The organism is Pseudomonas sp. GZJR-8, assembly GCF_002916705.1.
Taxonomy (GTDB): Bacteria; Pseudomonadota; Gammaproteobacteria; order Pseudomonadales; family Pseudomonadaceae; genus Aquipseudomonas; species Aquipseudomonas synxantha_A.
On the sequence record NZ_JXSI01000003.1, the window covers coordinates 292,615 to 312,552 of the forward strand.

General features: G+C 60.7%; 13 protein-coding genes and 1 pseudogene. 1 reads left to right on the forward strand and 13 read right to left on the reverse strand.

Annotated elements, in window-relative coordinates; genetic code table 11:
• Positions 1-48: 48 nt before the first annotated feature.
• From hemE to pilM, 10 genes and pseudogenes are all read right to left on the reverse strand, one after another.
• On the reverse strand, positions 49-1,116 hold the full coding sequence (gene hemE, locus TK42_RS07600; protein ID WP_032878303.1) for a uroporphyrinogen decarboxylase: 1,068 nt from the start codon (positions 1,114-1,116) through the stop codon (positions 49-51).
• Between the two features lie 252 nt (positions 1,117-1,368).
• On the reverse strand, positions 1,369-2,787 hold the full coding sequence (locus TK42_RS07605; RefSeq protein WP_003187920.1) for an FAD-dependent oxidoreductase: 1,419 nt from the start codon (positions 2,785-2,787) through the stop codon (positions 1,369-1,371).
• Positions 2,788-2,819: 32 nt separating this feature from the next.
• Entirely contained in the window at positions 2,820-7,265 is a 4,446-nt protein-coding gene (gene gltB, locus TK42_RS07610; protein WP_032878304.1) for a glutamate synthase large subunit, read from the reverse strand.
• Positions 7,266-7,620: 355 nt separating this feature from the next.
• Complete coding sequence (locus TK42_RS07620; RefSeq protein WP_005784047.1) at positions 7,621-9,192, reverse strand: SPOR domain-containing protein; 1,572 nt, start codon at positions 9,190-9,192, stop codon at positions 7,621-7,623.
• Positions 9,193-9,202: 10 nt separating this feature from the next.
• Positions 9,203-10,303 carry a 3-dehydroquinate synthase gene (aroB, locus tag TK42_RS07625; protein WP_032878306.1) on the reverse strand — a complete coding sequence of 367 codons (1,101 nt, stop codon included), beginning with the start codon at positions 10,301-10,303 and terminating at the stop codon, positions 9,203-9,205.
• Between the two features lie 125 nt (positions 10,304-10,428).
• On the reverse strand, positions 10,429-10,947 hold the full coding sequence (aroK, locus tag TK42_RS07630) for a shikimate kinase AroK (protein ID WP_005784043.1): 519 nt from the start codon (positions 10,945-10,947) through the stop codon (positions 10,429-10,431).
• Positions 10,948-10,951: 4 nt separating this feature from the next.
• Positions 10,952-12,208 (reverse strand): annotated as a pseudogene (locus TK42_RS07635) (type IV pilus secretin PilQ); the annotation flags it as partial.
• 138 nt (positions 12,209-12,346) lie between these two features.
• Positions 12,347-13,318, reverse strand: coding sequence for a pilus assembly protein PilP (locus tag TK42_RS07640; RefSeq protein ID WP_078820090.1), 972 nt, complete (start codon positions 13,316-13,318; stop codon positions 12,347-12,349).
• Positions 13,315-13,869 carry a PilN domain-containing protein gene (locus tag TK42_RS07645; protein ID WP_005784037.1) on the reverse strand — a complete coding sequence of 185 codons (555 nt, stop codon included), beginning with the start codon at positions 13,867-13,869 and terminating at the stop codon, positions 13,315-13,317. Before TK42_RS07645 ends, TK42_RS07640 begins: the two co-directional genes overlap by 4 nt.
• The gene (pilM, locus tag TK42_RS07650; RefSeq protein ID WP_032881135.1) at positions 13,866-14,522 is read right to left on the reverse strand and encodes a type IV pilus assembly protein PilM; all 657 of its coding nucleotides are present in this window, start codon (positions 14,520-14,522) and stop codon (positions 13,866-13,868) included. Before pilM ends, TK42_RS07645 begins: the two co-directional genes overlap by 4 nt.
• A gap of 233 nt (positions 14,523-14,755) precedes the next feature.
• Here pilM and TK42_RS07655 point away from each other — a divergent pair, with 233 nt between their 5' ends.
• Complete coding sequence (locus TK42_RS07655; protein ID WP_371920240.1) at positions 14,756-17,218, forward strand: penicillin-binding protein 1A; 2,463 nt, start codon at positions 14,756-14,758, stop codon at positions 17,216-17,218.
• Positions 17,219-17,425: 207 nt separating this feature from the next.
• Here the strand turns inward: TK42_RS07655 and TK42_RS07660 are convergent, their stop codons facing one another.
• The 3 genes from TK42_RS07660 to rpmE form a co-directional block, all read right to left on the reverse strand.
• Positions 17,426-18,694 carry a malic enzyme-like NAD(P)-binding protein gene (locus TK42_RS07660; protein ID WP_005784034.1) on the reverse strand — a complete coding sequence of 423 codons (1,269 nt, stop codon included), beginning with the start codon at positions 18,692-18,694 and terminating at the stop codon, positions 17,426-17,428.
• 182 nt (positions 18,695-18,876) lie between these two features.
• Positions 18,877-19,683 carry a thermonuclease family protein gene (locus TK42_RS07665; RefSeq protein ID WP_078820088.1) on the reverse strand — a complete coding sequence of 269 codons (807 nt, stop codon included), beginning with the start codon at positions 19,681-19,683 and terminating at the stop codon, positions 18,877-18,879.
• Positions 19,684-19,697: 14 nt separating this feature from the next.
• Positions 19,698-19,931 (reverse strand): 50S ribosomal protein L31, encoded by a 234-nt coding sequence (gene rpmE, locus TK42_RS07670; RefSeq protein ID WP_005784030.1) that lies wholly within the window; start codon positions 19,929-19,931, stop codon positions 19,698-19,700.
• Between the last annotated feature and the right edge of the window lie 7 nt (positions 19,932-19,938).

Here is a 19,938-nt window from a genome sequence, read left to right on the forward strand (position 1 = left end):
CAACACCGCCATCGCAGGCAAGCCAGCTCCCACATTTTGTTCTGCGTTTTACTCGTGGTATTGCGCCGACAGTTCGTGCACTGCACGCAGGAACGCGCCGGCATGCTCCGGGTTCACTTCCGGGGTGATGCCGTGGCCGAGGTTGAACACGTGGCCACTGCCTTTGCCGTAGCTAGCGAGGATGCGCCCGACTTCCGTGCGGATCGCTTCCGGCTTGGCGTACAGCACAGTGGGGTCCATGTTGCCTTGCAGCGCAACCTGGTTTCCAACGCGACGGCGGGCTTCGCCGATATCGCAGGTCCAGTCCAGGCCCAATGCATCGGCACCAGCATCGGCGATGCTTTCCAGCCACAGGCCGCCGCCCTTGGTGAACAGGATGACCGGAACCTTGCGACCTTCATGTTCGCGGATCAGCCCGCTGACGATCTTGCGCATGTAGGCCAGGGAGAATTCCTGGTACGCCGCCGCCGACAGGTTGCCGCCCCAGGTATCGAAGATCTGCACCGCTTGCGCACCGGCCATGATCTGGCCGTTGAGGTAGGAGGTCACCGACTGCGCCAGCTTGTCCAGCAACAGATGCATGGCTTGCGGGTTGTCGTAGAGCATGGCCTTGGTCTTGCGGAAGTCTTTCGACGAACCGCCTTCGACCATATAGGTGGCCAGCGTCCACGGGCTGCCGGAGAAGCCAATCAGCGGCACGCGACCGTTGAGCTCGCGGCGGATGGTGCTGACCGCATCCATCACATAACCGAGGTCTTTGTGCGGATCAGGGATCGGCAAGGCTTCGATATCGGCCAGGGTACTGACGACTTTCCTGAAGCGCGGGCCTTCGCCGGTCTCGAAGTACAGGCCCTGGCCCATGGCGTCGGGGATGGTGAGGATATCGGAGAAGAGAATGGCCGCATCCAGTTGTGGGTAGCGGTCCAGGGGCTGCATCGTGACTTCGCAGGCGAACGCAGGATTCATGCACAGGCTCATGAAGTCACCGGCGTGGGCGCGACTGGCGCGGTATTCCGGCAGGTAGCGACCGGCTTGACGCATCATCCACACGGGGGTGACGTCTACAGGTTGCTTGAGCAGGGCACGAAGGAAACGGTCGTTCTTGAGGGCAGTCATGTCGGCATCCGCAAAAAAAGTGCGGGCATTTTCTCAGAGCGCGACGCAAAAGGCACGGCAAGAGCGGAGCCTTTTGTCTATCGGGTCAATTTGTCGCAATGACTGGCAACACAAACCTCAATGTGAAATGAGGTTTGTGTGGGAGCTGGCTTGCCTGCGATAGCATCAACTGGGTCTGGCTGACAGACCGAGTTGCCTGCATCGCAGGCAAGCCAGCTCCCACATTTGATCGCATTTCAGACTGAAATTTGATCAGACCTGCAGGTAGTCCAGGATCCCTTCGGCGGCATTGCGGCCTTCGAAGATCGCCGTCACTACCAGGTCAGAGCCGCGCACCATATCGCCACCGGCGAAGATTTTCGGGTTGCTGGTCTGGTGCTTGTACTGGCCTTGTTCCGGGGCTACCACGCGGCCCTGGCTGTCGGTCTGGATTTCGAACTGCTCGAACCAGGGCGCCGGGCTTGGACGGAAACCGAAAGCGATGACCACGGCGTCAGCCGGGATGATTTCTTCGGAACCCGGGATCGGCTCGGGGCTGCGACGGCCTCGGGCATCCGGTTCGCCGAGACGGGTCTCGACCACCTTCACGCCTTCGACGCGGTCTTCACCGACGATCGCAATCGGCTGGCGGTTGTAGAGGAATTTCACGCCTTCTTCCTTGGCGTTCTTCACCTCTTTGCGCGAGCCGGGCATGTTGGCTTCGTCGCGACGATACGCACAGGTGACCGACTTGGCGCCCTGGCGGATCGAGGTACGGTTGCAGTCCATCGCGGTGTCGCCACCGCCCAGCACCACGACCTTCTTGCCTTTCATGTCGACGAAATCTTCCGGCGACTTTTCAAAGCCCAGGTTGCGGTTGACGTTGGCGATCAGGAAGTCGAGCGCGTCATACACGCCCGGCAAGTCCTCACCGGCAAAGCCGCCCTTCATATAGGTGTAGGTGCCCATGCCCATGAACACCGCATCGTATTCGGCGAGCAGTTGCTCCATGGTGATGTCTTTGCCGATTTCGGTATTGAGGCGGAACTCGATACCCATGCCGGTGAACACTTCACGACGGTGACTCAGTACGGTTTTTTCCAGCTTGAACTCGGGAATACCGAAAGTCAGCAGACCACCGATCTCCGGGTTCTTGTCGAACACCACCGGGGTCACGCCACCACGCACCAACACGTCGGCACACCCCAGGCCCGCCGGGCCCGCGCCGATGATCGCGACGCGCTTGCCGGTCGGTTTGACCTTGGACATATCCGGGCGCCAGCCCATGGCGAACGCGGTGTCGGTGATGTACTTCTCCACCGAACCGATGGTCACTGCGCCGAAGCCGTCGTTGAGGGTGCAGGCACCTTCACATAGACGGTCTTGCGGGCACACCCGGCCGCAGACTTCCGGCAGGGTGTTGGTCTGGTGCGACAGCTCGGCGGCGGCGAGAATGTTGCCCTCGGCCACCAGTTTGAGCCAGTTGGGAATGAAGTTGTGCACCGGGCACTTCCATTCGCAATACGGGTTACCGCACCCCAGGCAGCGGTGGGCCTGATCGGCCGAGTGCTGGGGCTTGAAGGGTTCGTAGATTTCCACGAACTCTTTCTTGCGTTGACGCAACAGTTTCTTCTTCGGATCTTTGCGCCCGACATCGATGAACTGGAAGTCGTTATTCAGACGTTCAGCCATGTTAAAACCTCATCAAACTGTTCAGGCGCATATCACTGCGGGTTGGCACGGATGCTGGAAAGCAACGATTTCAGGTTGGCAGCCTTGGGCTTGACCAGCCAGAAACGACGCAGGTAATCATCGAGGTTTTCGGCGAGGTTGCGACCCCATTCACTGCCGGTCTCCTCGACATACTCGTCCAGCACGTGCTGCAAGTGGTTCCGGTAGGATTCCATGGCTTCACCGCTGATCCGCTGGATCTCGACCAACTCGTGGTTGACCTTGTCGACGAAGGTGTTGTCCTGGTCGAGCACGTAGGCGAAACCGCCGGTCATGCCCGAACCGAAGTTGTAACCGGTCTTGCCCAGTACCGCGACAAAGCCCCCGGTCATGTACTCGCAGCAGTGATCGCCAGTGCCTTCCACCACGGTGTGGGCACCGGAGTTACGCACGGCGAAGCGCTCACCGGCAGTACCCGCGGCAAACAGCTTGCCACCCGTGGCGCCGTACAAGCAGGTGTTGCCGATGATGGCACTGTCCTGGGTCTTGTACACGCTACCGGCTGGCGGGACGATAACCAGCTTGCCGCCGGTCATGCCTTTGCCCACGTAGTCGTTGGCATCGCCTTCCAGATACATGTGCAGGCCACCGGCGTTCCACACACCGAAACTCTGGCCCGCAGTGCCCTTGAAGCGGAAGGTGATCGGCGCTTTCGCCATGCCCTGGTTGCCGTGCTTGCGCGCAATTTCACCGGAGATGCGAGCACCGATGGAACGGTCGCAGTTGCAGATATCCAGGGCGAATTCGCCACCGCTGGCATCGCTGATCGAGGAGCCGGCCATTTCGACCATTTTCTCGGCCAGCAGGCCTTTGTCGAACGGCGGGTTGCGGTCCACTTGGCAGAATTGTGGCTTGTCTGCGGGGATGTGATCGCTGCCCAACAGCGGTGTCAGGTCCAAATGCTGTTGCTTGGCGGTCTGGCCTTCGAGGATGTCCAACAGATCGGTGCGACCAATCAGCTCTTCCAGCGAACGCACGCCCAGCTTGGCCAGCCACTCACGGGTTTCTTCGGCGACGTAGGTGAAGAAATTCACCACCATGTCGACGGTGCCGATGTAGTGGTCCTTGCGCAGTTTTTCGTTCTGAGTCGCCACGCCAGTAGCGCAGTTGTTCAGGTGGCAGATACGCAGGTATTTGCAGCCCAGCGCGATCATGGGCGCAGTGCCGAAGCCGAAACTCTCGGCGCCGAGGATCGCGGCCTTGATCACGTCGAGGCCGGTTTTCAGGCCACCGTCGGTCTGTACCCGCACCTTGCCGCGCAGGTCGTTGCCGCGCAGGGTCTGGTGGGTTTCGGCCAGGCCGAGCTCCCACGGCGCACCTGCGTACTTGATCGAGGTCAGCGGCGAAGCGCCGGTGCCGCCGTCGTAGCCGGAGATGGTGATCAGGTCGGCATAGGCCTTGGCCACGCCAGCGGCGATGGTGCCGACGCCCGCTTCTGCGACCAGTTTTACCGAGACCAGGGCCTGCGGGTTGACTTGTTTGAGGTCGAAAATCAGCTGCGACAAATCTTCAATCGAGTAGATGTCGTGGTGCGGCGGCGGCGAGATCAGGGTCACGCCCGGCACTGCATAACGCAGCTTGGCGATCAGGCCGTTGACCTTGCCGCCTGGCAATTGCCCGCCCTCACCCGGCTTGGCGCCTTGGGCAACCTTGATCTGCAGCACTTCGGCGTTGACCAGGTACTCCGGGGTCACACCGAAACGGCCGGTTGCCACCTGCTTGATTTTCGAGCTTTTGAGCGTGCCATAACGCGCCGGGTCTTCGCCGCCTTCGCCGGAGTTGGAACGCGCACCCAGGCGGTTCATGGCTTCGGCCAGGGCTTCGTGAGCCTCAGGCGACAAGGCGCCCAGGGAAATACCGGCGGAGTCGAAGCGCTTGAGGATCGATTCCAGTGGCTCGACTTCGGCGATATCCATCGGCGTGTCCAGGGTCTTCACCTTGAACAGATCGCGGATCATCGACACCGGGCGGTTATCCACCAGGCTCGTGTATTCCTTGAACTTGGCGTAGTCGCCCTGCTGCACGGCGGCTTGCAGGGTACTGACCACGTCCGGGTTGTAGGCGTGGTATTCGCCACCGTGCACGAACTTGAGCAGGCCGCCTTGCTGGATCGGCTTGCGCGCGCTCCAGGCTTCGGCTGCCAGGGCTTTCTGCTCGGCTTCGATATCGACGAAACGTGCGCCCTTGATACGGCTCGGCACGCCACGGAAGCTCAGCTCGCAGACTTCTTCGGACAGGCCGATGGCTTCGAACAATTGCGCACCGCGGTAGGAGGTGACGGTGGAGATGCCCATCTTCGACAGGATCTTCAGCAGGCCCTTGGTGATGCCCTTGCGGTAGTTCTTGAACACCTCGTAGAGGTCGCCCAACACTTCACCGGTACGGATCAGGTCGCCGAGTACTTCATACGCCAGGAACGGGTACACCGCCGAGGCGCCGAAGCCGATCAGCACCGCGAAGTGGTGCGGGTCACGGGCAGTGGCGGTTTCCACCAGAATGTTGGAGTCGCAGCGCAGGCCTTTTTCGGTCAGGCGGTGGTGCACCGCGCCGGTCGCCAGGGACGCGTGGATCGGCAACTTGCCCGGCGCGATATGGCGGTCGGTCAGTACGATCTGAGTGCGGCCGGCGCGCACAGCTTCTTCAGCCTGGTCGGCGACGTTGCGCACAGCGGCTTCAAGGCCGAGGCTCTCGTCGTAGTTCAGGTCGATGATCTGGCGGTCGAAGCCTGGACGCTCCAGGGTCATCAGCGAGCGCCACTTGGCCGGGGAAACGACCGGCGAGCTGAGGATCACACGGGAGGCGTGCTCAGGCGATTCCTGGAAGATATTGCGCTCGGCACCGAGGCACACTTCCAGGGACATCACGATGGCTTCGCGCAGCGGGTCGATCGGTGGGTTGGTCACCTGGGCGAACTGCTGGCGGAAGTAGTCGTACGGCGTGCGCACACGCTGGGACAGCACAGCCATCGGCGTATCGTCGCCCATGGAGCCTACGGCTTCGTAGCCTTGCTCGCCGAGCGGGCGCAGCACCTGATCACGTTCTTCGAACGTGACCTGATACATCTTCATGTATTGCTTGAGCTGGTCGATGTCGTAGAAAGCCGAACCGTGGTCGTTGTCTTCCATGGTCGCCTGGATGCGCAGGGCGTTCTTGCGCAGCCATTGCTTGTACGGGTGACGCGACTTCAGACGGTTGTCGATGGCGTCGGTGTCGAGGATCTGCCCGGTTTCGGTGTCCACGGCCAGGATCTGGCCAGGACCGACACGGCCTTTGGCGATCACGTCTTCAGGCTTGTAGTCCCACACGCCGATTTCCGACGCCAGGGTGATAAAGCCGTTGGTGGTGGTGACCCAGCGCGCCGGGCGCAAGCCGTTACGGTCGAGCAGGCACACCGCGTAGCGGCCGTCGGTCATGACCACGCCGGCCGGGCCGTCCCACGGTTCCATGTGCATCGAGTTGTATTCGTAGAACGCCCGCAGGTCCGGGTCCATGGTCTCGACGTTCTGCCACGCAGGCGGAATGATCATGCGCACGCCACGGAACAGGTCGATGCCACCGGTGACCATCAGCTCAAGCATGTTGTCCATGCTGGAGGAGTCGGAACCCACGCGGTTGACCAGCGGGCCGAGCTCTTCGAGGTCCATCAAATCGTTGGCGAACTTGGTGCGACGGGCCACGGCCCAGTTGCGGTTGCCGGTGATGGTATTGATCTCGCCGTTGTGGGCGAGGAAGCGGAATGGCTGGGCCAGCGGCCATTTCGGCAGGGTGTTGGTGGAGAAGCGCTGGTGGAACACGCATATCGCGGTTTGCAGGCGCTCGTCGCTCAGGTCTGGATAAAAGGCGGTGAGATCCGCCGGCATCATCAGACCTTTATAAATGATGGTCTTGTGGGAAAAGCTGCAGATGTAATGGTCAGTGTCGGCGGCGTTGAGCACCGACGAGCGACGACGGGACGTGAACAGCTTGATCGCCATGTCCTGGTCGCTCAGGCCGTCACCCGCGATGAACACTTGTTCGATCTGCGGCAGGCGCTCCAGGGCCAGGCGGCCGAGTACGCTGGTATCGATTGGCACTTTGCGCCAGCCGACCAGTTGCAGGCCGGCAGCAACGATCTCGCGGTTCATGTTCTCGCGAGCGGCTTCGGCTTTTACCGGGTCCTGGTTGAAAAACACCATGCCCACGGCGTACTGCTTGGGCAGGTCGGCCGCAAAATGCTCTTTGGCGACAGCGCGCAGGAACTGGTCGGGCTTTTGAATCAGCAAGCCGCAACCGTCACCGGTCTTGCCGTCGGCGTTGATCCCACCGCGGTGGGTCATGCAGGTCAGGGCCTCGATGGCCGTTTGCAAAAGGGTATGACTGGGCTCGCCCTGCATGTGGGCTATCAGGCCGAAACCGCAGTTATCCTTGAATTCATCGGGTTGGTACAGACCTGCTTTCATAGACACTTTCTCACCAGGCTGCCTCTTATATCGAGGCAAATTTCTTTTCAATTCAACCGGTTACCTTCCACGCCGAACGTACGCCGGCTTAGCGGGGGCAAAAGGGAGGTCATTGTACACACCGACACAGACGCTCACAAATTTAGCGACGAAATGTCGCAAATCTATGTCGCATTTATGAAAGGTTTAAAGCGATATGCTGTGCTAGTCAAAACTTTTTTAATTCTGACCGCTACGACTCAAAAGCTACTGTGGCGCAGACACCACAAAGCGCGCGGTCCTTGCGGGGGACTGCACGCCTTGCGATTGTTTTTTGAGGTGCCGGGAGGGCGGCCTGGGTAAGGCCGCCGGATCTTCAGCGAGTTGCTGCCAGTTCTTGTTGAACGCTGGCAACAGTGCGAGGCCAAGGTTTACCAGCCTGAACCTTCGCTGGCAAGGCCTTGATGGCAGAATCGGCTGCGGCGCGGCTTGGGAAGCTGCCGTAGGTGATCACGTAGAGAGGCTTGCCGTTGAGCACTTTCTTGAAATAACGGTACTGGCCGCCCTGCTCCTTGACGAACGCCTGGGCGTTGGCCTCAGAGCTGGTGCCGAGGATCTGCACCACGAAATTGCCGGTAGGCTGGCTGCTGTACCAGCTGCTGCCAGCGGCGCCGGCCTTGGCCACGGTAGCGGCAGGTTTTTCAGCAGGCTTGGCCGCGGGGGCCGGTGCCGGCTTGGCAACTGGTGCTGCGGGCTTGGCTGTCGCTACTGTCGGCGCCGGGGTCGGCTTGGCAACTGGCGCAACCGGTGCGGCAGGCGCTACTGGGGTTGCTGGCGTGCCGGCCGGTACGCCCGCTGGTGGCGCGGTGGTGGTCACGGTCGGCGGCGTGGCGCTGGAGCCTTCCACCGGCACGCCGTCGTCGCCTTCGGAGATGCCACCGGCTTCTTCAGCCAGCGGGCCGCGCATTACAGGCTGGCCGACCATAGGCAGATTGGTTGGTTGGCCGGAGTTGGCGAATTCGACATTTGGCGTGGGCTTGCCCAGTGGCAACTGCGCCTGCTCAGTTGGCGCGCCGGTTGTTGTCGGTGCCTTATTGCGACCCGGGATCAACCAGGCGGCGGCTACAGCGACCACGACAACGGCGGAAATAGCCAATACGTGCTTCTTAGGCATAGTGAACCCCATCTTTGGACGCTTGACCGCAGAGCGGCTGGCAATCATGGCTTCGATCATTGCATCGCGGGCAACCTGGTTGATGTTTCCAGGCCATCCATCGGAGCTTTCGTGAATATCAGAGATCTGCGCAGCGGAGAAAAGTTCGATACCGGCCCCTGCACCCTCGAGGCGCTGAGCCAGGTATTCGCGGGTTTCTTCCTCTTCGTACGGCTGCAATTCGATGACGTGGAACAGCTCTTGCTCACCGCTGATCTGCTCCAGATCGGCGATCAACGACGACTCGCCAAACAGGAACACATGCGGGCGACCTTCCGGCGTGCCCGCGGCCAGCGCCAACAGCGCTTCCAGCGCGGATTCGTCAAGCTGCTCGGCGTCGTCGACCAGCAGGTAGACTTCCTGGCCGGTCAGGCCCAGTTGCACCACCTGTTTGAGAATCGCGTTCGGCTCGGCGTTGGATACGTCCAGGGCCTGCGCAACCTGGCGCAGTACACCCGCTGCGTCACCGGCGCCACGGGCCGATACCACCACGCTCTGCACCGATTGCTTGTTGGTGCTGGCGACCAGCGCCTGGCGCAGCAAGGTCTTGCCACTGCCCAACGGTCCCGTGACCACCAGCAGCAACTGGCTGTAGCGCGCCAGATGATGCAGTTGCCCCAATACCGGCTTGCGCTGCGCAGGGAAGAATTTGAAACCAGGTACCCGTGGAGCAAAAGGGTCATGGCTCAAGTGATAATGGCCGAGGAACGCCTCGTCGGCATGCAAACTAGTCATCGGGATCTTATTAACCTTTAAGCTGGGCCAGGGCGCGGTAATCCGCTCCCAGCGTGGCCTGTAAAATCTCTTTCGGATAATCGTCGGTCACCACCGCCTCGCCCATGTGGCGCAGCAGTACCAGTCGCAGTCGACCGTCGATCACTTTCTTGTCTATTGCCATATGTTCGAGAAAATCTGCCTCGGTCATCTCTGTGGGAGGGATGACCGGTAAGCCGGCGCGCTGGAACAGGCGGATACCGCGATCACGCTCCTGGGCGGTGATCCAGCCCAGGCGTTGCGACATCTCCAACGCCATCACCGTGCCAGCCGCTACAGCTTCCCCATGCAGCCACACACCATAGCCCATGTGCGTTTCGATCGCATGGCCGAAGGTGTGGCCCAGGTTCAGGGTAGCGCGCACGCCGGACTCCCGTTCGTCGGCATTGACCACCAGCGCCTTGGCGGCGCAGGAGCGGGAAATCGCTTCGGTCAAGGCCACCTGGTCGAGTGCGCGCAAGGCATCTACATGTTCTTCAAGCCAGCTCAGGAAGGGCTCGTCACAGATCAGCCCGTACTTGATGACTTCCGCCAGGCCCGCCGACAACTCACGCGGTGGCAGTGTGTTGAGGGTAGCGGTGTCGATCAGCACGGCCTGTGGCTGGTAGAACGCACCGACCATGTTCTTGCCCAGCGGGTGATTGATACCGGTTTTGCCGCCCACCGAAGAATCGACCTGGGACAACAGGGTGGTCGGCACCTGGATAAAGTCCACGCCACGCTGGTAGCAGGCTGCAGCAAAACCGGCCATGTCGCCGATCACACCGCCGCCCAGGGCAACCACGGTGGTTCGACGGTCATGGCGCGCAGTCAGCAGGCCATCAAAGATCAGTTGCAGGGTTTCCCAGTTCTTGTGGGCTTCGCCGTCGGGCAACACCACGGAAATCACCGAATACGCCGCAAGGCTGCGGCTCAAACGCTCAAGATACAGGGGCGCAACCGTTTCGTTGGAGATGATCGCCACCTGCCGACCGGCAATATGCGGCGCGAGCAGTTCGGGCTGGTCCAACAGACCTTCGCCAATGTGGATCGGGTAGCTGCGCTCGCCTAGATCGACCTTAAGTGTCTGCATGTTTCCCCGCGTTGAAGATGTATTGACGACCGGCAATGTCGCAATCCGACATCACCTGATGGCTCTACGCCACACCTCACAAGGTTATGGCGCGCCGCCGAGAATAGCGCATTTCGGGCCAGGCTTTAACGGGGTGGCAACCGCTGCAGGCGCTCCAGAATATCGAGCACCACCATCCGAGGGGGTCGCTCATCGGTTTCCACCACCAGATCGGCGATTTCCCGATACAGCGGATCGCGCAGCGCCAGCAGGTCCCGCAGGGTTTTTTCCGGGTTGGCGGTGCGCAGCAACGGGCGATTGCGATCGCGGGCGGTGCGGCCCACCTGCTGCTCGACCGAGGCATGCAAATACACTACCCGACCACCGGCATACAGCGCTCGACGGTTTTCGTCGCGCATGACGGCGCCACCGCCGGTCGCCAATACCACGCCATCGCAGCCACACAGCTCGGCAATCATCGCCTGCTCGCGGTCACGAAAGCCCAGCTCGCCTTCTTTATCGAAGATCCATGGGATATTGGCACCCGTGCGCAATTCAATTTCCTTGTCGGAATCTTTGAACGGCAGGCGCAGCTCTTTGGCCAGCAAACGGCCGATGGTGCTCTTTCCAGCCCCCATCGGCCCTACAAGAATCAAATTTCGCACAGAATCAACGACTCACAGCAATCGCCTGGTTATTCATGATACGCGGAGTCAGGAATACCAGCAGCTCGGATTTTTTCTCCGCCAGCACATCGCGCCGGAAAAGGCGGCCAAGATACGGCACATCGCCCAAAAATGGCACTTTATCTACCACTTTGCTTTGGGTATTGGAGAAAACCCCACCGATGACGATGGTCTCGCCATCCCTGACCAGCACCTTGGCGTTGACCTCGTTTTTCTTGATCGGCGGTACATCATTGAGCCTGTTCAAGTAATCGGGCTCATCCTTGGTGACCTTGACCGCCATGATCACGTGGTCGTCGGGGGTGATTTGCGGCGTGACCTCCAGCGAAAGCGAAGCCTCCTTGAACGACACCGAGGTAGCGCCCTGGGAGGTGGACTCTTGATAGGGAATTTCGGTGCCCTTGAGGATTCGTGCCGTCTCCTTGTCGGACGTGACCACCTTGGGCTGCGAGACGATTTCGCCGTTGCCGGTTTTCTCCATGGCTGTCAGCTCAAGGTCCAGCAGTAGATTGTCGGTGATGTAGGCCACGCCCAGACCCGAGGTGCCGGTCAGCGAACCCAAGTCGACAAACGGGGAGCTGGGCGGGTTTTGCGGCGGTTCGGCGCCGTCTGCCACGGGCTTGGAAATACCTCCGACACTTCCCCTGCCATGACTGAGCCGCCCACCCCAGCGCACGCCCAGGCTTTTGTCGTAGTCGACATTGGCCTCGACAATTCGCGCCTCGATCATCACTTGGCGGACGGGAATATCCAGTTGCGCCACGATACGCCGCAGCTCTTCGAGCCGTTCGCCGGTCTGGTAGGCGATGATGTTGTTGGTGCGATCATCCACCGCCACCGAGCCGCGCTCATCCGTGGCGCCTTCAAAACCTGTGACCGACTGAAACAGCTTGGCCAGGTCCGCCGCCTTGGCATAGTTGACCTGCAGCAGCTCCCGACGCAGCGGTGCCAGTTCCGCCATCTGCTTGCGCGACTCCAGCGCCAGCAGTTCGCGAGCGGCCAACTCATCCGCAGGTGCCACCAGCAACACACCGGCTTTCACGCGCTTATCCAGACCTTTGGTTTGCAGCACCAGATCCAGCGCCTGATCCCAAGGCACATCCTTGAGCCGCAGGGTAATTGAGCCCTGCACTTCATCACTGGTCACCAGGTTGAGCCCGGCGACATCGGCGATTTGCTGCAAGACCGCCCGCAGGTCGATGTCCTGGAAATTCAGGTTCAGCCGGGTGCCTGTATAGCTGACCGACGCTGCACTGTCGGGCGGCGGCAGGTGGATCAGGTCCAGGCGATTGGGCACAGCAGCAGCCATCGGTGCCGTGAACGCTATCCATAGCGCCACACCGAAGGACGAGAAAGTCCTTTTCATTGTTTGATTCCGTTATGAGTTGACGTTCAACACAAGGGTTCGCGGGCGTTCGAGCCAGCCGCCCTGTTCATCGGGAAACCGTTCGACCAAGTGGATAGACCCCTCTTGAATGGCCGTGACCTGGCCATGATCCGGCCCCAGGTAATCACCAATCGTCAGCCGGTGCACCCTGGCTCCGGCACGCAGCAGGGCAAAAGCCTGCGCCCCCAACGACAGCGTGCCGACCATTTTGAACTGATCGATGTTCATGCCTTCCAGCAGCCCCCGTGGCCGAGCGAGATCCGGCGCAAGGGCCGGTCGCCCCGGCACGCGAGTTACTTGCAAACCGGGCGGCTGAAACGGGTCGCGCACAAACGATGGGGTGTAGACCAATGGCTGGGCCGGGTCGAACGCTTCGCGGGCCTTGGCGCTTTGCGTGGTACGCCGATAGGTCTTTGCCAGCATGTTCAGACGCAGCAAGGCGCCGTCATGCCCCAGTGCAACATCCTGCACGGTGACGACGCGCGGTAACCCACCCAGGGCGCCGACGAATGCTGCCAAGTCGTGGTAGCCCCCGGTGACGCCGATTTGCATGGGTTGCTCGATATAGAGCTGACGAGGCTCTTCATCCAACACCGTGATGCCCTCGACCCATACTCCATTGGCAATCGCCAATCGGGCGATATCTTCAAGCAAGGCCGGCACCTCTGACTGGCCGGGCAATTGACGTAGAAGGCCTGTGACCTTGTCCTCCATTGCCCTGAACTGATCGGTGCGCGCCTCAAGGCTGGAGGCCAGTTCAGCTTTTTCCGCCAACTGCTGCTGTAGCGTTTGCTCCCGCGCCTCAAACCCGTGCAATCGCTCACGTGACGAGCTCAGGTAGGTAACCTCTCCTATCAGCAGCACCAGGCCGGCCAGCCCACAGCCAAGCAGGACCTTGCCAGGCAAGGGCCATTTAGCAGCGTTGTAGAAGAGCGTGGGAAAATCGAGCCTGGGCAGGCTCATGGTTGCGCCTCGCTGGATTCCCCCTGGCGCACCATCAGTTGAAACTCACTTTCGCCGCGCGCTCCATCAGCCTGCACGCGCTGCAGACGAGTCGAGCTGGAGCCCTGGGATGACTGCTTGAGCTGCTGCATCAACCGGGCAATGTCCTGGTTGCTTTCAGCCGTGCCGCGAATGCTGATGGTGTCACCGTTTGCGACCACCTCATGCAGATGGACACCTTCAGGCATTGCACGAGCCAATTGCTCGAACAATCGAGCGCCGGAAGAGCGGGCATCGTGCAGGTCCTGCACCACCTTCATGCGTTCGGCCAGTTGCTGGCTTCGTTCCTGCAGGTCGTCGATGGTCCTGATCCGCGAATCCTGGGTAGCCACCTCCTCACCCAAGCGGCTATTGCGGCTCACTTGCCGATCTATCGCCTGGTCGATCACCTGGTCAGCCAGCCACACGGCCGCCAGCGCCAGGCAGGCAAATGCCAGCAATAGCACCATGAAATACCTGCGCTTGCGCTCTGCCAGCGCCTGACGCCAAGGCAAAAGATTGATTCGTGTCATCCAGCGAAACTCCTCAGGGCCAACCCGCAAGCCACTCCCATCCCTTGGGCATCCACGGCCCATTGTGCACCATCGACTCGATGACCCGGCGTGAAGCTGGCAAAATCCTGACGGCAAGCGCGCTCCAATGCAAACCCTTCGACATCGACCACCCGCGGCACCAGCCCCGCCCGGGCTAAAACCGCCACTCGCGCCTGGACCTGCTCGCGCAGACAGGCCGCCAACATGACTTCAACCCACTGCGGCCCTTGGGCCGATGGGCCCTGGACCTGAAAGTCGATCGCCACCTCATCCAATGGATAAGGAATGAACTGGTCGGCTTCCATCTGGATCTTCCAGGCCATTTCTTCGTCGCGCAGGCCCGCATCCATCTCGATCAACCGCGTGATCACCGAAGGGCCCGCCACTGCCACAGCGGCGTGTCGAGCCGAAGTTCGCAGGCAGGATAACGCTTGTTGCAAGGCTCGCCCCACGCCCTCGACGTCCAGCAAGGCGCCATCGACGACCGCATGGGCGGGCAGCGCCTGGGTGGCATAGCCCTGGACACTGAAACCACCCGATGAACGGCTCAGCTCGATCAGCTTGATACCGCTGTCATTGATGTCGACACCCAAGACGATGTCGGCTTTTCGCCTGAAAAATCCCTTTCCCATAAAACTCCCCAAAACTTTCCCTGTCATACCGGCTGTCATCTCGCTTGATTGCTGCCAGGCACCCTGCATTCGGTCGGCTTGTTCGAGGCACGCGAATGACGCCCCAAGCTGAAAAATGCTTTAATGCCCAGCGTTTTTTCCCGCTTTTTTATCTGCTGCCCGGGTCGATCCATCGTTTGCCATGCATCCCCGACGCGTAACTCATTCTTTTCTCTGGAAATCCAAAAGCCTTGATTCGTCTGCTGAAGTTTTTCGGGTACTCCATTGTCGCGATCGTCTGCGGGCTGCTGCTCGTACTCAGCGGGGCCTACCTCTACCTTAGTCCGGGTTTGCCCTCCGTAGAGGCCCTCAGAAGTATCCAGTTGCAGATTCCTTTGCGGGTCTACAGCAGCGACGAAAAACTGATCGCGGAGTTCGGCGAAATGCGCCGCACACCGATCCGTTTCGCCGACATTCCACCCAATTTCATCAGTGCATTGCTGTCGGCAGAAGACGACAATTTTGCCAACCACTACGGCGTCGACCCCAGCAGCCTGGTGCGTGCGGCCACGCAGTTGGTAAAGAGCGGACACATTCAATCCGGCGGCAGCACCATCACCATGCAGGTGGCGAAGAACTTCTTCCTCACCAGCGAGCGCAGTTTTTCGCGTAAAGCCACCGAGATCCTGCTGGCGCTACAGATTGAACGCCAACTGACCAAGGACGAAATCCTCGAGCTGTACGTCAACAAGATCTACCTGGGCAATCGCGCCTACGGCATTGAGGCCGCCTCCCAGGTCTACTATGGCAAATCGATTCGTGACGCCAGCCTGGCGCAGATGGCCATGATCGCCGGCCTGCCCAAGGCGCCGTCGCGCTTCAACCCGCTGGCCAACCCGGCGCGCAGTAAAGAACGTCGCGACTGGATCCTGGGGCGCATGTACAAGCTGGGCAAGATCGACCAGGCCGCTTATGAAAGCGCCGTGGCCGAGCCGCTGAACGCCAGCTATCACGTGCCGACGCCGGAAGTGAATGCACCGTACATCGCCGAAATGGCCCGCGCCGAAATGGTTGGCCGTTATGGCAGCGATGCCTACACCGAAGGCTTTCGCGTGACCACGACGGTTCCGAGCAACTTGCAGGAAATCGCCAACCACTCCGTACACGAAGGCTTGATCACCTATGATCAACGTCACGGCTACCGCGGCCCCGAGTCGCGCCTGCCGGGCAAGACCCTGAGTGCCTGGACCACCGAACTGGGCAAACAGCGCTCGATCAGCGGCCTGGAGCCGGCCATCGTCACCGAGGTGACCAAAGACGGCATTCAAGTGCTGACCCGCGCCGGTGAAGCCCACGTGGCGTGGGACAGCATGAAATGGGCGCGCCCGTTCCTGAACACCAACAGCATGGGGCCGATGCCCAAGCAGCCGTCCGACGTGGCCAAGGTGGGTGATTTGATCCGCGTGCAACGCCAGAAGGATGACAGCCTCAAGTTCAGCCAGGTGCCGGTCGCCCAAGGCGCCCTGGTATCCCTCGATCCGCAGAACGGCGCAATCCGCGCACTGGTCGGCGGTTTCGCCTTTGAGCAGAGCAACTACAACCGTGCGATACAGGCCAAGCGCCAGCCGGGTTCAAGTTTCAAGCCGTTCGTCTACAGCGCCGCACTGGACAACGGCTACACCGCCGCCAGCCTGGTCAACGACGCACCGATCGTGTTTGTCGATGAATACCTGGACAAGGTCTGGCGGCCGAAGAACGACACCAACACCTTCCTCGGCCCGATCCGCATTCGCGAGGCGTTGTACAAGTCTCGCAACCTGGTATCGATCCGCCTGCTGCAGGCCATGGGCGTAGGCAAGACTATCGACTACATGACGCGCTTCGGCTTCGCCAAGTCGGACTTGCCGCCCAACCTGTCCCTGGCGCTGGGTACCGCAACCCTTACGCCGATGGAAATCGCCACTGGCTGGAGCACCTTTGCCAACGGCGGCTACAAGATTGCGCCGTACCTGATCGACAAGATCGAAAGCCGCAATGGCGACACCCTGTTCACCGCCAACCCACCACGGGTGCCCGGTGATGTGGTCAATGGTGTGGCGGCAACCGATGGTCTCGCAGCACCGGGTAACGGCGGCATTACCATCGAGCCCACGCCAGGCACAGCGCCGGCCGCAAACGCTCCCGCAACGACCGAGCCGCAAGCGCCAGCGGTTGCCGAGCGCATCGTGGATGGCCGCACCACCTATATCCTCAACAGCATCCTGCAGGACGTGATCAAGAAGGGCACCGGCCGCCGCGCACTGGCCCTGGGCCGTGCGGATATCGCGGGTAAAACCGGTACCACCAACGAGTCCAAGGATGCCTGGTTCTCCGGCTACAACGGCGACTACGTGACCACGGTATGGACTGGCTACGACCAGCCGGAAAGCCTGGGCCGCCGTGAGTTTGGCGGCACCGTCGCACTGCCGATCTGGATGAGCTACATGGGCGCCGCGCTCAAGGACAAGCCGCTGCACACCCAGCCTGAACCGGAAGGCATCCTGAGCCTGCGCATCGACCCGGTGAGTGGACGTGCGGCGTCGCCGAGTACGCCGAATGCTTACTTCGAGCTGTTCAAGAGCGAGGACACGCCGCCGTCGGTCAACGAGCTGGGCAATGGCGTGGCACCGGGCAGCCCGCTGCCGGCGGATGAAGGCGCGCCGATCGATTTGTTCTGACCCGATCCAAGACGCAACATAGATCCAAATGTGGGAGGGGGCTTGCTCCCGATGGCGGACTGTCAGTCAATGAATATGGCGACTGATACACCGCCATCGAGAGCAAGCCCCCTCCCACATTTGACCTCTATAGGCTTCAGGAGAATTGCCATAAAAAAAGCCCCGACTCATTCGAGCCGGGGCTTTTTGTTGGTGCGCTATAACGGCTTAGCCGTTGAACACATCATCCACGCTTTGCAGCGGGTAGTTCTTTGGATACGGCAGGGTTGCTACACCGGTCTCGATCGCGGCCTTGGCCACGGCATCGGAGATCAGGGTGATCAGGCGCTTATCCATTGGTTTTGGAATGATGTACTCACGACCGAATTCCAGCTTGGCACCACCGTAGGCGTCGCACACATCCTGAGGCACCGGCAGCTTGGCCAGTTCACGCAGGGCGTTGGCAGCCGCTACTTTCATTTCTTCGTTGATGCGCTTGGCGCGAACGTCCAGGGCACCACGGAAGATGAACGGGAAGCCCAGTACGTTGTTGACCTGGTTCGGGTAGTCCGAACGGCCGGTAGCCATGATCACATCGCTACGGGTGGCGTGAGCCAGCTCAGGCGAGATTTCCGGATCCGGGTTGGAGCAGGCGAACACGATCGGGTTCGGCGCCATGGATTTCAGGCCTTCGGCGCTCAGCAGGTTCGGGCCGGACAGGCCGACAAACACGTCGGCACCGTCGAGGGCATCAGCCAGGGTGCGCTTGGAGGACGGGTGGGCGAACATCGCCTTGTACTGGTTCAGGTCGGTACGCTCGGACTGGATCACGCCCTTGCTGTCGACCATGTAGATGTTTTCCAGCTTGGCGCCCATGCTGATGATCAGCTTCATGCAGGAAATGGCCGCAGCACCGGCGCCCAGGCAGACGATCTTCGCCTCACCCAGGGTTTTGCCGGCGATTTCCAGGGCGTTGATCATGCCGGCCGCGGTAACGATCGCGGTGCCGTGCTGGTCATCGTGGAATACCGGGATGTCGCACTGTTCGATCAGGGCCTTTTCGATCTCGAAGCACTCAGGTGCCTTGATGTCTTCCAGGTTGATGCCACCGAAGGTGATGGAAATGCGCTTGACCGTGTCGATGAAAGCCTGCGGGCTCTCGGAATCGACTTCGATGTCGAAAACGTCGATGCCGGCAAAGCGCTTGAACAGCACGCCTTTACCTTCCATGACTGGCTTGGAAGCCAATGGGCCGAGGTTACCCAGGCCAAGGATCGCGGTGCCATCGGAAATCACTGCAACCAGGTTGCCCTTGCCGGTGTACTTGTACGCCAGTTCTGGGTCACGGGCGATTTCACGTACGGGCTCGGCAACACCAGGGCTGTAGGCCAGCGACAGGTCGCGAGCAGTGGCAGTGGCTTTGGTGAGCTCTACACTCAGCTTTCCTGGACGAGGATGGGCATGGTATTCGAGAGCGGCAGTTTTCAAATCAGACATATCGGCATTCCGCTTTTACTGTTGGTCGACGGACCGCCGAGGATACGCGTGTCGCAAAGTCCCTACAAGACTGGGCAGTCACAGGTGTCAAGGGCCCTGGGCTACGACTTTTGGCCAAGAGCCACGGGATACAAGGGCTCAACTGTTCACAATCGGAATAAAAAATGTCTACAATTTTTTATTCAAAGCGTCGATTTCAGCATGCCGGGATCGGTTATTGGCAGGAGCCAGCGTGATTGACCTCTTTTCAAACCACCACGGCGGGAGCGATCCTGCACCCAGCCGCGCGCTTCAATAGTGCGACCTTGCAGACCATTGAGCATGGCCGGATCGAACTGACTGATCAGTTCGGGGGCAATACGTAATACCAGTGAACCCTGGATTTCAATCCAGATGCCACCGCGATTGCGCTCGATCTTGCTGACCCGGCCAGTTACCAGCGCAAACCCGGAGCGCTTGAGTTGTGCCACCGTTTGCACCGGCGATTGGCGCCACAGCCCCAGGCGCGCCTGGCGGGCGCTGTTTTCCGCCGCCTGCTGGCAGGTGGCGAGGTCTACATTCGGCGCCACCCCCACCTGGAAGCCCAAGCCCTCGGCGAGCAATTGCGCTTCCAGGTTCTCGCCATTGGCGCCGTAGAGGTGGGCCAGGGTGCGGCCGTAATGATCCTTGCCCTCGCGGCCAGGCACCAAACCGACACGCCCATCACTGGCCTGCACCAACGCTTGTAGACGCTGGCGGGCGGCGACGGCAAACGGCTCGTCAGTACGACCCTTCTTGCCGGTTTCCGGCGCATTGAGGCCGATCATCCGCACGCTGCGGCCATCCTTGAGGCGTACGGTGTCGCCGTCCACCACGCGCTGCACTTCTACCCGCGCCACGGAAGCGGGTGCCGGGCAGAATACCGCGGCCTGGGCGGTTGCCAGCCAAATCCCGGGCACAAAAAAGGCGCCCACAAGGGACGCCTTTTTCAACAGCTGGCAAAAGCCCATAAGGCTTTTGAGCCTTACTCTGCTGGAGTAGCAGCAGGCTTCTTGCCGAAAGCACCAAAGCGATCTGCGAAGCGCTGTACACGGCCGCCGGTGTCCAGAGTTTTCTGCTTACCGGTGTAGAACGGGTGGCACTCGTTGCATACGTCAGTACCCAGTGGCTTGCACAGGTTCGAACGAGTTTCGAACTTGTTGCCGCAGCTGCAGGTAACTTCGATGGTTTCGTACGCTGGATGGATATCGGCTTTCATGGCACTT

What these genes read in the sequence shown, in the direction of transcription:
- TK42_RS07620 (WP_005784047.1), bottom strand. Translation starts at nt 9,192, where the DNA reads ATGACTAGTTTGCATGCCGACGAGGCGTTCCTCGGCCATTATCACTTG.
- TK42_RS07645 (WP_005784037.1), bottom strand. Translation starts at nt 13,869, where the DNA reads ATGACACGAATCAATCTTTTGCCTTGGCGTCAGGCGCTGGCAGAGCGC.
- TK42_RS07660 (WP_005784034.1), bottom strand. Translation starts at nt 18,694, where the DNA reads ATGTCTGATTTGAAAACTGCCGCTCTCGAATACCATGCCCATCCTCGT.
- TK42_RS07665 (WP_078820088.1), bottom strand. Translation starts at nt 19,683, where the DNA reads ATGGGCTTTTGCCAGCTGTTGAAAAAGGCGTCCCTTGTGGGCGCCTTT.
- rpmE (WP_005784030.1), bottom strand. Translation starts at nt 19,931, where the DNA reads ATGAAAGCCGATATCCATCCAGCGTACGAAACCATCGAAGTTACCTGC.
- TK42_RS07640 (WP_078820090.1), bottom strand. Translation starts at nt 13,318, where the DNA reads ATGAGCCTGCCCAGGCTCGATTTTCCCACGCTCTTCTACAACGCTGCT.
- TK42_RS07605 (WP_003187920.1), bottom strand. Translation starts at nt 2,787, where the DNA reads ATGGCTGAACGTCTGAATAACGACTTCCAGTTCATCGATGTCGGGCGC.
- aroB (WP_032878306.1), bottom strand. Translation starts at nt 10,303, where the DNA reads ATGCAGACACTTAAGGTCGATCTAGGCGAGCGCAGCTACCCGATCCAC.
- pilM (WP_032881135.1), bottom strand. Translation starts at nt 14,522, where the DNA reads ATGGGAAAGGGATTTTTCAGGCGAAAAGCCGACATCGTCTTGGGTGTC.
- hemE (WP_032878303.1), bottom strand. Translation starts at nt 1,116, where the DNA reads ATGACTGCCCTCAAGAACGACCGTTTCCTTCGTGCCCTGCTCAAGCAA.
- gltB (WP_032878304.1), bottom strand. Translation starts at nt 7,265, where the DNA reads ATGAAAGCAGGTCTGTACCAACCCGATGAATTCAAGGATAACTGCGGT.